14 protein-coding genes are annotated in these 12,948 nt (G+C 67.4%); 6 read left to right on the top strand and 8 right to left on the bottom strand.

What is annotated here, in order from left to right; genetic code table 11:
• Nucleotides 1–12: 12 nt before the first annotated feature.
• From purF to ACFSXZ_RS16260, 4 genes are all read right to left on the bottom strand, one after another.
• Nucleotides 13–1,551: an amidophosphoribosyltransferase gene (purF, locus tag ACFSXZ_RS16275; RefSeq protein WP_378265864.1), complete on the bottom strand. Its 1,539-nt coding sequence runs from the start codon at nt 1,549–1,551 to the stop codon at nt 13–15.
• A 144-nt stretch (nt 1,552–1,695) separates the two neighbouring features.
• Nucleotides 1,696–2,079 (bottom strand): hypothetical protein, encoded by a 384-nt coding sequence (locus tag ACFSXZ_RS16270; protein WP_378265863.1) that lies wholly within the window; start codon nt 2,077–2,079, stop codon nt 1,696–1,698.
• Entirely contained in the window at nt 2,066–2,305 is a 240-nt protein-coding gene (locus tag ACFSXZ_RS16265; protein ID WP_378265862.1) for a DUF397 domain-containing protein, read from the bottom strand. Before ACFSXZ_RS16265 ends, ACFSXZ_RS16270 begins: the two co-directional genes overlap by 14 nt.
• A gap of 183 nt (nt 2,306–2,488) precedes the next feature.
• Nucleotides 2,489–3,367: a helix-turn-helix domain-containing protein gene (locus ACFSXZ_RS16260; protein ID WP_378265861.1), complete on the bottom strand. Its 879-nt coding sequence runs from the start codon at nt 3,365–3,367 to the stop codon at nt 2,489–2,491.
• Nucleotides 3,368–3,536: 169 nt separating this feature from the next.
• Between ACFSXZ_RS16260 and ACFSXZ_RS16255 the strand changes: the two genes are divergently transcribed.
• Entirely contained in the window at nt 3,537–4,367 is an 831-nt protein-coding gene (locus ACFSXZ_RS16255; RefSeq protein WP_378265860.1) for an SAM-dependent methyltransferase, read from the top strand.
• Nucleotides 4,368–4,544: 177 nt separating this feature from the next.
• On the opposite strand, the gene ACFSXZ_RS16250 is transcribed toward ACFSXZ_RS16255, so the two are convergent.
• A complete protein-coding gene (locus ACFSXZ_RS16250) occupies nt 4,545–4,925 on the bottom strand; it encodes a sterol carrier family protein (protein WP_378265859.1) in 381 nt (126 codons plus the stop codon).
• A 55-nt stretch (nt 4,926–4,980) separates the two neighbouring features.
• On the opposite strand from ACFSXZ_RS16250, the gene ACFSXZ_RS16245 reads away from it, so the two are divergent.
• The 5 genes from ACFSXZ_RS16245 to ACFSXZ_RS16225 all read left to right on the top strand — a co-directional run bounded on the left by ACFSXZ_RS16245 (nt 4,981) and on the right by ACFSXZ_RS16225 (nt 9,858).
• A complete protein-coding gene (locus ACFSXZ_RS16245) occupies nt 4,981–5,604 on the top strand; it encodes a type VII secretion system-associated protein (RefSeq protein WP_378265858.1) in 624 nt (207 codons plus the stop codon).
• Between the two features lie 92 nt (nt 5,605–5,696).
• On the top strand, nt 5,697–6,527 hold the full coding sequence (locus tag ACFSXZ_RS16240) for a lysozyme (RefSeq protein WP_378265857.1): 831 nt from the start codon (nt 5,697–5,699) through the stop codon (nt 6,525–6,527).
• Nucleotides 6,528–6,747: 220 nt separating this feature from the next.
• Nucleotides 6,748–7,608 (top strand): lysozyme, encoded by an 861-nt coding sequence (locus ACFSXZ_RS16235; RefSeq protein ID WP_378265856.1) that lies wholly within the window; start codon nt 6,748–6,750, stop codon nt 7,606–7,608.
• Nucleotides 7,609–7,734: 126 nt separating this feature from the next.
• Nucleotides 7,735–8,778, top strand: a complete 1,044-nt coding sequence (locus tag ACFSXZ_RS16230; RefSeq protein ID WP_378265855.1) for a hypothetical protein — start codon at nt 7,735–7,737, stop codon at nt 8,776–8,778.
• 9 nt (nt 8,779–8,787) lie between these two features.
• Nucleotides 8,788–9,858 (top strand): pentapeptide repeat-containing protein, encoded by a 1,071-nt coding sequence (locus ACFSXZ_RS16225; protein WP_378265854.1) that lies wholly within the window; start codon nt 8,788–8,790, stop codon nt 9,856–9,858.
• Between the two features lie 18 nt (nt 9,859–9,876).
• Here ACFSXZ_RS16225 and ACFSXZ_RS16220 read toward each other — a convergent pair whose 3' ends face one another.
• From ACFSXZ_RS16220 to purL, 3 genes are read right to left on the bottom strand one after another with little or no spacing between them, the layout of a single operon-like run.
• The gene (locus ACFSXZ_RS16220) at nt 9,877–10,314 is read right to left on the bottom strand and encodes a TA system VapC family ribonuclease toxin (RefSeq protein WP_378265853.1); all 438 of its coding nucleotides are present in this window, start codon (nt 10,312–10,314) and stop codon (nt 9,877–9,879) included.
• A 4-nt stretch (nt 10,315–10,318) separates the two neighbouring features.
• Nucleotides 10,319–10,534, bottom strand: coding sequence for a hypothetical protein (locus tag ACFSXZ_RS16215; RefSeq protein ID WP_378265852.1), 216 nt, complete (start codon nt 10,532–10,534; stop codon nt 10,319–10,321).
• A gap of 48 nt (nt 10,535–10,582) precedes the next feature.
• A complete protein-coding gene (purL, locus tag ACFSXZ_RS16210; protein WP_378265851.1) occupies nt 10,583–12,871 on the bottom strand; it encodes a phosphoribosylformylglycinamidine synthase subunit PurL in 2,289 nt (762 codons plus the stop codon).
• Nucleotides 12,872–12,948: the final 77 nt, after the last annotated feature.

Genomic DNA, 12,948 nt, shown 5'->3' with positions numbered 1-12,948 from the left:
GACTCGAGGTTCTCAAGGACGCCGGACGGCATCCTCAGCACCGTACCCGGCCTGGGTGACGGGAAGGACGGTCCCTGGCCGGTCCGTGGTGGCCGACGGTTCCGTCATGCTCTCCAGCAGATGCTTGCCGATCAGTGCGTCTTCCGGCAACGGGATCGGATAGTGACCACTGAAACACGCTGTGCACAGGCGGGATTTGGGTTGATCGGACGCGGCGACCAGACCGTCCAGGGAGACATAGCCCAGTGTGTCCGCGCCGATGGACCGGCGGATGCCGTCGACGTCCGCGCCGTTGGCCACCAGTTCGGCCCGTGAGGCGAAGTCGATGCCGTAGAAGCAAGGCCAGCGCACCGGCGGAGAGGCGATGCGGACATGCACTTCGAGCGCGCCCGCTTCACGCAACATGCGGACCAGGGCACGCTGGGTGTTGCCGCGCACGATCGAATCGTCCACCACGACCAGCCGCTTGCCGCGGATGACGTCCCGCAGCGGATTGAGCTTGAGCCGGATGCCGAGTTGACGGATGGTCTGCGACGGCTGGATGAAGGTGCGGCCCACATAACCGTTCTTCACCAAGCCCTGACCGTAGGGAATCCCGGACGCCTGCGCGTATCCGATGGCGGCGGGTGTCCCCGACTCCGGCACCGGGATGACCAGGTCGGCTTCGACCGGATTCTCCTGCGCGAGGCGCTTTCCGATGTCCACCCGGGTCGCGTGCACGCTGCGCCCGGCGATCGAGGTGTCCGGGCGGGCGAGGTAGACGTACTCGAAGACGCAGCCCTTCGGCTCCGGGTTGGCGAACCGCGAAGACCGCAGGCCGTCGGCGTCGATCGCGATCAGTTCGCCCGGCTCGACTTCACGTACGAACGAGGCGCCGATGATGTCCAGCGCCGCCGTCTCGCTCGCGACCACCCAGCCTCGTTCGAGCCTGCCCAGGACCAGTGGGTGCACACCGTGCGGGTCGCGGGCGGCGTAAAGCGTGTCCTCGTCGGCGAAAACGAGACAGAACGCGCCGCGCAGCGTGGGGAGCAGTTCGAGCGCGGCTGCCTCGAAACCCCTGTCCGCCGCCTGGGCCGCGAGCAGCCCGCAGACCAGGTCCGAGTCGCTGGAAGAACCGGTCAGGCCGGCGTGCGGCTTGAGGCCTGCGGCCTGTGTCCGGTCGCGCAGTTCCGCCGTGTTGACCAGATTTCCGTTGTGCGCCAGGGAAAGGCCGCTACCGGTGCCGGTGGTGCGGAAGGTCGGCTGGGCATTCTCCCAGGTGGACGAGCCGGTGGTGGAGTAGCGGCAGTGCCCGACCGCGATATGGCCCTGCAAGGAGGACAGCACCTGCTCGTCGAAAACCTGGCTCACCAGGCCGAGATCCTTGAACACGACGATCTGCTTGCCGTCGGAAACCGAGATCCCGGCGGCTTCCTGGCCACGGTGCTGTAGCGCGTACAGGCCGTAGTAACTCATCTTCGCGACTTCTTCGCCCGGTGCCCAGACACCGAATACGCCGCATTCTTCCCTTGGTTCCGGTTCGGGCTCGTGCGAGTTGTGGTGTGAAACCACCGCGAATGCTCCTGATGACGGGGGCGGGCCTGCTTCCAGTGTAGGTGGCGCTTCGGGGGCATACGGCCCAACGTGACGTGGACGGCGGAACTTTTCCTTCGTCGCGGCCACGTTGGGCCGCCCCCGACTCCCCGGAGATGGTCTTCAGTTTTGCGCGGCGACCCAGGTGGCGCGGCCACTTTCGGTACGGATCCAGCAACCTGCCACCGGCCTGCCTTCGGGAGCCTCGGCCGAGTCCGGCAGTGCGAGCAGGTCCTCGAGCACAGTGCGTGCGTCCCCGTCGCGGCGCCAGAGCACCTTGGCCGGCTCGAGGACGTCGACCTCGCCACCGGGTACCCGGGTGGCCACCACGTCGTCTTCGGCGTTGAGGCAGACCACGTCGACGACCGTGTGGTGCGGACGGATGCCGAGGACCGACAGCACGCGGCCCTCGGCATCCGTCCGGTGGACGAACCGGTAGCCGCGGGCGACGAGGTCCTGGAGCCGTTTGGTGACCACGGCAGGAGAAGCGACTCTAGGCGACGACATCGTCGAATTCGCCATCCTTGGCGCCGGCAAGGAACGCGGCGATCTCCGCCCGGGTGTAGACGAGTGCGGGACCATCGGGGAAGCGCGAGTTGCGGACCGCGACCTCGCCGGAGGGCAGGGCGGCCACCTCCACACAGTTGCCGAGGGCCCCGCTGCGCGAACTCTTGCGCCACGAGACACCGGTCAGCAGGTCGGCCGACATGCCGTTCACGATGCGGTCTGTCATGGGTCCACCTCTCGGTCGGCTCACCTCGATGGTGCGGCCTGTGCACCTGCACGTGCATTTGGGCCGTGTCCGAAAGGCTACCAGCAGTGATGGAACGTGTAAATGCACGTGCAGAAGCAAGCTCACTTCATGCTGAGGATGTGCTTGATCGCCGGTCGGAGCCGCTGCCCGGGCCGCGCCGGGTCAGGCCTCGGCGCGGAACTTCCGGAGCAACTGCCGGCTCCGTTCGGGCGTCTCACCGTCGACCGTCAGCCGGTCGAAGGTGCGGCCGTAGATTTCCAGTTCGTCGGGCTTCTCGAGGTAGATCGCGCCGTAACCGTGTTCGATGTAGGCGATGTTGGGCAACTCGGGCTCGGCGAACTGAAGCAGCGAGAAAGCACCTTCGGCGGCGTAGCCGCTCAGATCGAACGGCACGATCTGGAGCGAGACATGAGGTAGTTCGGTGATCTCGAGGAGGTGGTCGATCTGCTGCCTGAGGACCGCGGCGCCGCCGACCGGCCGGTGCAGCACGGATTCGTCGATCACCGCCCACAGCCTCGGCGGTTTCGGCCCGGTGAGCACCTTCTGCCTGCGCATCCGCACGGCGACCCGGCGCTCGACGTTTTCGTCCGCGGAGTCGGGATCACCGTGGCTGGCCACCGCTCGCGCGTACGGCTCGGTCTGCAGGAGACCGGGCACGAACATCAGCTCGTAGGTGCGGATGCGGTTCGCCGCTTCCTCCAGGCCGATGTAGTTGTCGAACCAGGTGGGGACCAGGTCGTTGAACCGGTGCCACCAGCCGGGCTGGTTGGCCTGCTTGACCATTTCGACGGCCCATGCCCGCTCCGCCTCGTCGTAGACGCCGTACATGGTGAGCAGGTCGACGACATCGCGCTCCTTGCAGCCGACCCGGCCCAGTTCCATCCGGCTGATCTTCGATTCCGAGGCGCGGATCTCCCACGCCGCCTGTGCACGGGTCAGTCCGGCACGCTCGCGGAGCCTGCGAAGCTGGGCGCCCAGGATCATCCGTCGTGCGGTGGGACCGGTGCCCTGATCGGCGGTCCGGGGGTCGATCGGAGCCATGGCGGGAGGACCTTCCTGGGACAAGGGATGGAATCGCCCGATTACTCAAGGTACACCGCGGCGGAACGCGGTTTGAAGACATGCACGTGCGTTTACTCTCGAGTGATCATCCGATACTCTCGGTCGCGGCCTGCGACACACCTCACAGTTTCGCCCGGAGACGATCGAATTGCCCGAGACCACTTATCGCACCGCCGTGCCCGTCGGCGTCGACCCGGCCAGACCGAGCATCGCCCGTGTGTACGACGCCTTCCTGCATGGCAAGGACAACTACGAGATCGACCGCGAAGTCTTTCGTAAGGTGCAGAAGGCCGCGCCGGAAGCCCAGGACCTCGCGACCGAGAACAGGGGTTTCCTGATCCGGGCCTGCCGTTTCCTGGCCCTGCAGACCGGTATCACCCAGTTCCTCGACTGTGGCTCGGGTCTGCCCACCGCGGAGAACACCCACCAGGTGGTGCAGCGGATCGACCCTGAGATCACGGTCGTCTATGTCGACAACGACCCGGTGGTACTGGCTCACGGACGTGCCCTGCTGGAGGAGAACGAGCGGACGCACTTCGTGTCGGCCGACATCTTCCAGCCCCGCCGGCTCATGGAGAATCCCGCGATCAGTGAACTGATCGATCTGACCCGGCCGGTCGCCTTCCTGCAACTCGGCACCCTGCACCACTACGACGGCGACCCGGACAGGCCCGCGGAGATGATGCGGGAGTTCGTGGATCTCCTGCCCTCCGGCTCGTTCGTCGCGGTCAGCCACTTCCTCGATCCGGAGGACGAGCACAGCGCGGTGGCCCGCAAAATGGAGGAAGCGTTCCGCCACAGCATGATGGGCACGGGAACGTTTCGCACCAAGGCCGAGATCGAGGAGTTCTTCCCTGGCCTGGAGATGGTGCCGCCGGGTGTGGTCCGGTGCGTGGACTGGTGGCCGGACGGCCCCCGGATCAAGCCGCTGACCCCGGTGCAGCACTGCATCGCCGGCGGCGTCGGCCGTAAGCCCTGACCGCTTTCCTCAGTGTTTGTTGGTGAACGCGCCCAGCCGATCTCATGGCCAGGGCTCTACTCCTCAGTGCTTACTCTCGTTTTGGCCGATCGGAGCCCTGCCCCTGAGATCGGCTACCTTCGGACGGCGCGTTCCGGGTTACTTCGCCCAGTTGACTCACGACTCGCAGGCGGTCTCTCAGGCGCGGACGATCGGGAGCCAGTGCGCGAGGTCGGCGCGGCTGCCCGAGGCGGTGACCCGTCCCGCCTCCACCGCGTCGGTCCACTGGAGCCGGCCGGTGGCGAGTTCCAGCCAGGTGCGGGGGTCGGTCTCGACGACGTTCGGTGGGGTGCCCCGGGTGTGCCGCGGGCCTTCGAGGCACTGCACGGCGGCGAACGGCGGAACCCGGACTTCGACGCTACGGCCCGGCGCGTCGGCGGCCAGTGCCCGTAGGCTGAGCCTTACCGCCTTGGCCACGTCTGCCCGGGGCGGCGCCTCTTCCACGTCGTCGAGCCAGGCGGTTACGACCTGCACTGCCGCATGTAACTCACCGGGGTCGACCGTACGCGAAGGAGACACAGGGCCACAGTAGAGTGAACATCGGCAGGACGGCACGCGAGACGTGGGGTTGAACATGGCGCAGCGGGATGAAGCGGACCGGCTCGTACCAAATCCCCAGGACACTGGAAGGCTGAGCAAACCGAAGATCACCGCCGAGATGCGCGGCAACGCGAGGGCCAACCCCAACAGCTGGCTCTACGTCATCGACGAGGCGTTCGACCCGAACGGCCCGGTGCCGTCCTGGGCCGTCGTCGGCGCGTACCCGGTGAATTCGGCCGGTCAGATCGTCGAGGACTTTCACCCCAACGACCGATACCGGCCCTCGCCCAAGGCGCTCGGCTTCCCCGAGCCGCGCAACGACCTGGAACGCCTGCTGCAGTTGGTGCGAACCAACCACCGGCCGCCCGAGGACCTGCCGCCGGTCATCCTCAACGCCACCTTGTTCGTCTACGCGCTTTCACCGCTGCAGCGCACCGTGATCGGTTTCCACAACACCGACGGCCGGGTGCTGGTGCCCGCGTACACGTCGAAGTCGCTGGTACCCCAGGAGTGGCCGCACGCTCGCGCGGTGCTCGGCCGGGACATCGTGCCGCTGCTCGCCGGGCATCCGGTCGCGATCAACCCGCATGACGTGGTGACCGCCGTCGTGCCCGCCGAGCATCTGGAGCGCGCGCTGGCGGACGAAAATCGCCGATAAGGTCGATCCAGGCCTCCGCCGCCACGCTTTGGGGTGATCATCGGCTCGCGAGGCGTGGCAGTGCGCGTCATCGTGACCCCATCTGGCGGAGGATGGGAGTCGACGTGCGTCGTTGGAGTGTCGGGTTGGCCGCTGCCCTGGTGGCCTCCGGTTTGCTGGTTTCCCCCGCGGTCGCGGCCGCGGATTACAGTCAGGCGGCGGACACCTACGCCGGATCGCAGATAGCCAAACACGAAGGCCACGGAGGCACCGCCTCCGCGCGCACGGCCCGTCCGAGGCCTCGCGCAGGCGGAGCCGCGGGCCATGACGTGAGCAGTTATCAGGGGAACGTCGACTGGCCGCGCGCGTGGTCGGCAGGCGGCCGCTTCGTCTACGTCAAGGCCACCGAGGGCACCGGGTATGTCAATCCCCGGTTCGCTCAGCAGTACAACGGGTCCTACGACGCGGGCATGATCCGTGGTGCCTACCACTTCGCCCGGCCCGACGTCTCCAGCGGAGCGGCGCAGGCGAACTACTTCGTCGATCACGGCGGTGGCTGGTCGTCGGACGGCCGGACCCTGCCCGGTGCGCTGGACATCGAGTACAACCCGTACGGCGAGACCTGTTACGGCCTCGGTCCGGTCGCGATGAGCTGGTGGCTGCGGGACTTCTCCGACACCTATCGAGCGCGCATCGGTCGCTTCCCGGCGATCTACACCTCGACGTCCTGGTGGAACCGCTGCACCGGTGGCAACGAGGGGTTCGGGCCGAACAACCCGCTCTGGGTGGCTCGCTACAGCGATGACGTCGGTCCACTGCCGGCCGGCTGGACGCACTGGATGGTCTGGCAGTTCGCCGACCGGGGCGCGTTGCCGGGCGACCAGGACACCTTCGAAGGCCCGGCCACCCGGCTGCACGACTTCAGCATGCGCTCGATGGTCTAGCCCGCCCGTCGCCCACCACCACCCTCAACGGACGCGCTTCGCGCGGCTCCTGTGGTCCAAGAGGCCCACGACGAAAGTGTGGTCTGGTCGAAAATTGCTTACCTGACACAGGAATTTCAGGAAATTCGGTGACAAGAGTGCGGGCGTCAATGAGAATCACGCGCGGATCGGTCGCTGCAACGACCGTCCTCAGCGAGGGCAACAGGAAAGGGATACTTCGATGTCCGTTTCGATCGCACGAAGAAGCCGGCGCCGCCTCGTCGCGGTCGCCGCCGTGGTGGCCGGCGTGGTCGTTCTCGGCGGGCTCACCCCGGCGAACGCGAGCGCCGCCGGCACCGTCGGTGGCACGACGGCCGACCGGCAAGAGCCGGAACACGATCACGCGATGGGCTCGCAGATCCGGCGGGTCGAAGGGACGGGTGCCCCGGACAGCATCCCGCCGCGAGGGGTTTTCGCCGAGGCCACCGTGCCCGGTCTGGACGTCAGCGGCTATCAGGGCAACGTGAACTGGGCGGACTACTACAACCAGGGCTACCGGTTCGTCTACACGAAGGCGTCCGAGGGCACCTACTACACCAATCCTTACTTCACCCAGCAGTACAACGGTTCCTACGACATCGGAATGATCCGCGGCGCGTACCACTTCGCGATTCCCAGCGACAGCAGTGGAGCGACGCAGGCCGGCTACTTCCTGGCGAACGGCGGCGGCTGGTCGGCCGACGGCAGGACGCTGCCCGGTGCGCTCGACCTGGAGTACAACCCTTACAGCGGCGGGGATTGCTACGGGTTGTCGCCGAGCGCCATGACGGCCTGGATCAAGGACTTCAGCGACACCTACCACGCGCGGACCAACAAGTGGCCGGCGATCTACACGAGCACGTCCTGGTGGAACGAGTGTGTGAACGGTGACTTCAGCTCGACCAACCCGTTGTGGGTGGCCCGCTACGCTTCCAGCGTGGGAGTTCTGCCATACAACTGGGGTTTCTACACGATCTGGCAGTACAGTTCGGATCCGATCGACCAGGACAGCTTCAACGGTGGCTACGACCGGCTGACGGCCTTCGCCACCAATCACGACTGATTCGGCTTCGTACTGGGAGAAGCTCCGGCGCCAGTCGCCGGAGCTTCTCCTATCGGAGCCGGTGGCGGGGAACCGTGTCCAGGGACAGCGCGTCCCAGCAGGCAGGTTCACCGAAAGGGGGCGCCAATGACCTATCCACCACAGCCGGGGCAGCCGGACTACGGCCAGCAGCCCGGCCCGTACGGTCAACAACCCGGCGGGTACGGCCAGCAGCCCGGCGGTTATCCGCAGTCGGGCGGGTTTCCGCAGCCGGGGCAGCAGCCCTACGGCCAGCCCGGATACGGCCAGCCCTATCCCGGGTACGACCAAAGTGGCGGTGGCGGGTACCCGCCGACCAGCCAGTTCGGTCAGTACGGCGGTTACGGCGCTCCTCCACCGGGCGGCGGCAGCAGCAAGAAGGGTCTGTGGATCGCGCTCAGCGTCGGAGCGGTGGTGATCGTCGCGCTGGCGATCACCGGGTTCTGGCTTCCGGGCTTCTTCCTCGGCAAGTCGGAGCCCGCGGCGGCCTCGGCGCCGGACTCGACGGCCCAGTCCCTCGTCACGGCGATCAACAACCACGACAAGACCTCGCTCACCGCGCTGAAGTGCCCTGACGCCGACAAATCGGTCACCAGCGCCATCGACGACATCGGCTCGGTCAAGACAGCCACGCTCGCCGGCCCGCTGACCAAGGTGTCGGACACCTCCTACACCGGCACGCTCAAGGTGACCGTCGACGACGGCAATTCGGGCCAGTTCATCGGGACGCTCGCGAACGAGAACGGCAAGTGGTGCTGGCAAAAGCTCGCCAGGGGCAGCTCGGGTACCCGGTCCTCTTCGGCCTCGCCGAGCTCTCGGTCGCGGACTTCCAGCAGCAGTTCGGGCTCCGGCTCCGGGGGTGAACTTTACCGGACGACGGCGCAGAACTTCCTGGACAAGATCAACGCCTCGGACAGCGCCGGCGCGATGTCACTGGTGTGCCAGAAGAAGGTTTCCGAGCTTCAGCCGGATGTCAGCAAGGCCGCGGCTCCCGGCACCCAGTTGTCGATCCAGTCCCTTTCCGGAAGTGGCGGGTGGAGCATCGGCCAGCTCACCGGTTCGGTCGGCGGGCAGAAGATCACGATCGGCACCATCGGCACGGACGACGACTCCGGTAGTGCCTCTTGTGTCGACATGTTCAACGTTTATTGATGCCGCGTCATGCGCCTGAAGAGTCCACTCGCGGTCACTTTCGTGCTGGCGGTGGGGTTGTTGGTCGCGGTCAGCGGGTGGCTGCTGGCCGACCCCATGACCAGTCGCGCCGACGCGCTCCGGACGGGCGGTCTCGCCGCGGGCGGGGTGGTGGCGCTGTACGCGTTGTGGCTGAACGACCGCCGCCGCCAGGTGGAGGAACGCCGCCAGAAGGTGGAGTCCGACCGGCTCGAACTCGAGCTGGTGCGGGCCGCGCGCGACCGCGCCCGGATCACCGAAGAACGGTTCGCCAAGTCCGTGGAACTGTTGGGGCACGACGCCGACCAGGTACGGGTCGGCGCCCTGCATGCTCTCGCGGGCTTGGCGCACAACCACTCCGAGTACACCCAGACCGTCCTTGACGTGCTGTGTTCCTATCTGCGCAGGCCTTTCGACAACCCGCACCTTTCGGAGAGCGAGAAGACCGACCCGGTCGCCGAACGTGAACTCCAGGTCCGGCTGACCGCGCAGCGGCTCGTGGTGCAGTTGCTGCCGCCGGCGGGCAGCGGCGGGAAGACCTTCGATCTCGATCTGACCGGGGCTTCGCTGGAGTACTTCGACCTGTCGGGCCGCGCGATCGGCACGCTGATCATGCGCTATGCCGTGTTGCTCAGCAGCACCAATTTCAGTGACTGCGAGTTCCGGGGTCCCGCGTGGTTCACCGCCACCACGTTCGGCAAGGGCAGACTGCGGGGCCGTTTCCGGTGCCAGGACTCGACTTTCGACGAGCGTGCGTGGTTCAGCGGGACCGAATTCGGTGGGATCGCCGAGTTCGATCGCAGCACGTTCCGGGGCGAGGCGAGTTTCAAGAAGGCCCACTTCGCCGCCGACGCGATCCTGCGCGACGCGGTCTTCCTCTCCACGCTCGAACTGCACAGCACACGCTTCGACGCCTTGGCGGAGCTGCGGATCTCCGGAGCCCCCAAGGCCGTCGCGCTCTACAACACGCTGGTCCGCACGGACCGGGCGAGGGTCCCCGGTTTCTGGACCCTCCTCCCGCACGCCGAAGGCGTCTCCCGGGTCGCCCACGCCGCCGACTGAACGTCGAGTCCAGCCTCCTCAGGTGGCGGACAGCACCTCGATCACGTCTCGTTCTTGCGCCGGGAAAGCCTTCGCGATGCCGCGGTCGAAGGTGACGAGCCTGCCTTTGTTCTTGGCGGCCAGCAGGGTCAAGTGCACGTCCGTGACTTGGAGATGGCTGCCGAGGGCATCGAACTCGAGGGGCGGTTCGAGGAGCCTGGCATCGTCGGGCCAGAACTCGTGTCCCGCCAAAGCGCACAGTCCGGCCAGGACATCGATCGCGGTACCAGGCGTCGCCGCGTACGGCATGATCTTCTTGTTCGACGAGATGCGTACGAAACCCAGTTCAGTGATGGGCGTCGTCGCCCAGCCTTGGGCGCTGTGGGTGGCGAACCAGCGGCGCGCTGCCGCGTGGTGCGCGTGGTTCGGCCACGCCAACGCCACGAGCACGTTCACATCGAGGAGAGCGGTAGACATCTTCTTACTCGTCCAGTGCGCGCTGGACCATTTCCGGTGTGATCGGCGGTGCGTCGTCCGGAACGTCGAACGTGGGGAATCCGGATGCCGTTTCCTGATGCGGGACCAGCCCGCGTCGAGCGAGTTCGGAGATCACCGAGCCCACCGAACGCTTCTCGGAGTCGGCGATGGCGCGTGCCGCGGCGAGCACACCGTCGTCGATATCCAGGGTCGTGCGCATGCCGCAAGTCTACACCGGCGCATCAGCGCATCACAACATCACCGCAGGTCAGTCGAACAGGGCGGGGAGCGTGGACTCCCAGGCCTCCCTCAGTTCGCTCAGCCCGAACGTGGCGACTCCCTGGATTTCCAGCGACTGCGACTCCGGGTCGACCACACCGGTCCGGCGCCACGGCAGCCCTCGCGCCGTGCACATCTCGGTGAACCGCAACTCTTCGGTGCGGGGCACCGCGACCAGCACCCGGCCCGCGGACTCGGAAAACAGCTGGACGAACGGGTCACCGTCTTCGTCGAGCACGAGGCGCGCACCGGACTGCCCGACCAGCGCCATTTCGACGATCGCCTGGGCCAGGCCGCCGTCGGACAGGTCGTGTGCGGCCGAGATCATCCCGTCCCGCGAACCGGCGAGAAGGATCTCGGCCAGCAACCGTTCACGCTCCAGGTCGACCCGCGGCGGCACGCCACCCAGATGGCCGTGGGCGACCTGCGCCCACACGGAACCGCCGAACTCGTCGTGGGTCTCGCCGAGCAGCAGCAGGGTCTCGCCGGCCTCGGCGCCGATGCCCGGCGGGATCCGCCGCCGGACGTCGTCGATCACGCCGAGCACGCCCACCACCGGGGTGGGCAGGATCGCGGTCTGTCCGGTCTGGTTGTAGAAGCTGACGTTTCCGCCGGTCACCGGGATGCCGAGACTCGCGCAGCCGTCGGCCAGACCGTGCACGGCCTGTTCGAACTGCCACATCACTCCCGGATCGGTGGGAGCGCCGAAGTTCAGGCAGTTGGTGACCGCGACCGGGGTGGCGCCGCTGGTGGCCACGTTCCGGTAGGACTCGGCCAGCGCCAGTTGGGTGCCGGCGTACGGGTCGAGATAGACGAACCGGGCGTTGCAGTCGGTCGAAACGGCGACCCCGCGGCCGGTCTCCTCGTCGATCCGGATCAGGCCGGAGTCGGCGGGCTGGGCGAGCACGGTGTTGCCCCGCACGTAGCGGTCGTACTGCTCGGTGACCCAGTCCTTCGACGCCTGGTTCGGCGACGAGATCACCGCGAGGAGGGTGTCCCGCAGCTCTTCCGGGGTGGACGGGCGGGGCAACGCGTCCGGGGTGTCGTTCCGTACATCGTCCTGAGTGGACGGTCGCGCGACCGGGCGGTCGTACACCGGACCCTGGTGCGCCACGGTGCGCGGCGGCACGTCGACCACGGTTTCGCCGTGCCAGGTGATCACGAGGTGGTCGCCGTCGGTCACCTCACCGATGACCGTGGCGAGCACGTCCCACTTCCGGCACACCGCCAGGAAAGCGTCCACATTGGACGGATCGACCACCGCGCACATCCGCTCCTGCGACTCGCTGGAGAGGATCTCGGGTGGCGCCATTCCCTTGGCCCGCAACGGGACCTGGTCCAGCTCGACGTGCATTCCGCCGTCACCGGCCGCGGCCAGCTCCGACGTGGCGCAGGCCAGGCCTGCGCCGCCCAGGTCCTGGATGCCGACCACGAGCCTCTTCGCGAACAGTTCCAGGCAGCACTCGATGAGGACCTTTTCGGTGAACGGGTCACCGACCTGAACGCTCGGCAGCTTCTTGCGCCCCCCGGCCGACTCGTCGCCGGAAAAGCTGTCGCTGGCCAGCACCGAGACACCGCCGATGCCGTCGAGCCCGGTGCGCGCGCCGAACAGAATGATCTTGTTGCCGGTGCCGGAGGCGAACGCCAGGTGCAGGTCCTCGACCCGCATCGCGCCCACGCACATCGCGTTGACCAGCGGGTTCCCCGAGTAGCTCGGGTCGAAGACGACCTCGCCGCCGACGTTGGGAAGGCCGAGGCAGTTGCCGTAACCTGCCACCCCGGCGACCACGCCGGGCAGCACCCGCCGGGTGTCCGGGGCGTCGGCCGGGCCGAAGCGCAGCGCGTCGGCGACCGCGAGGGGACGCGCGCCCATCGCCAGGATGTCGCGCACGATGCCGCCCACTCCGGTCGCGGCACCCTGGTACGGCTCGACATAGGACGGGTGGTTGTGGCTTTCCACCTTGAATGTGACCGCCCAGCCGTCACCGATGTCGACCACGCCGGCGTTCTCCCCGATCCCGGCGAGCATCTTGGCCTTCATCTCCGGCGTGGTGGTCTCGCCGAAGTAGCGAAGGTGCTTCTTCGACGACTTGTACGAGCAGTGCTCGCTCCACATCACCGAATACATGGCCAGTTCGGCGTCGGTCGGCCTGCGGCCCAGGATCTCCCGGATGCGCGCGTACTCGTCGTCGGCGAGCCCGAGCTCACGGTAGGGCTGGGGCCGCTCCGGGGTGTCCGCGGCGTGCGCCGTGGTGTCGATGACCAGGGTTTCCGTCACGCCTAGAGGGTAGGCGAGGGGCCGAGGCGGGCGAAAATCGGTCGCCAGCGCGGTGCCGGATTCCCTACCGTGCGAAG

The sequence above is a fragment of the Amycolatopsis pigmentata genome, from assembly GCF_042684065.1.
Classification (GTDB): Bacteria; Actinomycetota; Actinomycetes; order Mycobacteriales; family Pseudonocardiaceae; genus Amycolatopsis_E; species Amycolatopsis_E pigmentata.
This window is presented reverse-complemented; position numbering and strand designations above follow the sequence as displayed.

Excerpts from the sequence above, each read along its gene's own strand:
- ACFSXZ_RS16220 (WP_378265853.1), bottom strand. The coding sequence starts at position 10,314 with ATGTCTACCGCTCTCCTCGATGTGAACGTGCTCGTGGCGTTGGCGTGG.
- ACFSXZ_RS16235 (WP_378265856.1), top strand. The coding sequence starts at position 6,748 with ATGTCCGTTTCGATCGCACGAAGAAGCCGGCGCCGCCTCGTCGCGGTC.
- ACFSXZ_RS16225 (WP_378265854.1), top strand. The coding sequence starts at position 8,788 with ATGCGCCTGAAGAGTCCACTCGCGGTCACTTTCGTGCTGGCGGTGGGG.
- ACFSXZ_RS16245 (WP_378265858.1), top strand. The coding sequence starts at position 4,981 with ATGGCGCAGCGGGATGAAGCGGACCGGCTCGTACCAAATCCCCAGGAC.
- ACFSXZ_RS16240 (WP_378265857.1), top strand. The coding sequence starts at position 5,697 with ATGGGAGTCGACGTGCGTCGTTGGAGTGTCGGGTTGGCCGCTGCCCTG.
- ACFSXZ_RS16215 (WP_378265852.1), bottom strand. The coding sequence starts at position 10,534 with ATGCGCACGACCCTGGATATCGACGACGGTGTGCTCGCCGCGGCACGC.
- ACFSXZ_RS16260 (WP_378265861.1), bottom strand. The coding sequence starts at position 3,367 with ATGGCTCCGATCGACCCCCGGACCGCCGATCAGGGCACCGGTCCCACC.
- ACFSXZ_RS16230 (WP_378265855.1), top strand. The coding sequence starts at position 7,735 with ATGACCTATCCACCACAGCCGGGGCAGCCGGACTACGGCCAGCAGCCC.
- ACFSXZ_RS16265 (WP_378265862.1), bottom strand. The coding sequence starts at position 2,305 with ATGACAGACCGCATCGTGAACGGCATGTCGGCCGACCTGCTGACCGGT.
- ACFSXZ_RS16270 (WP_378265863.1), bottom strand. The coding sequence starts at position 2,079 with ATGTCGTCGCCTAGAGTCGCTTCTCCTGCCGTGGTCACCAAACGGCTC.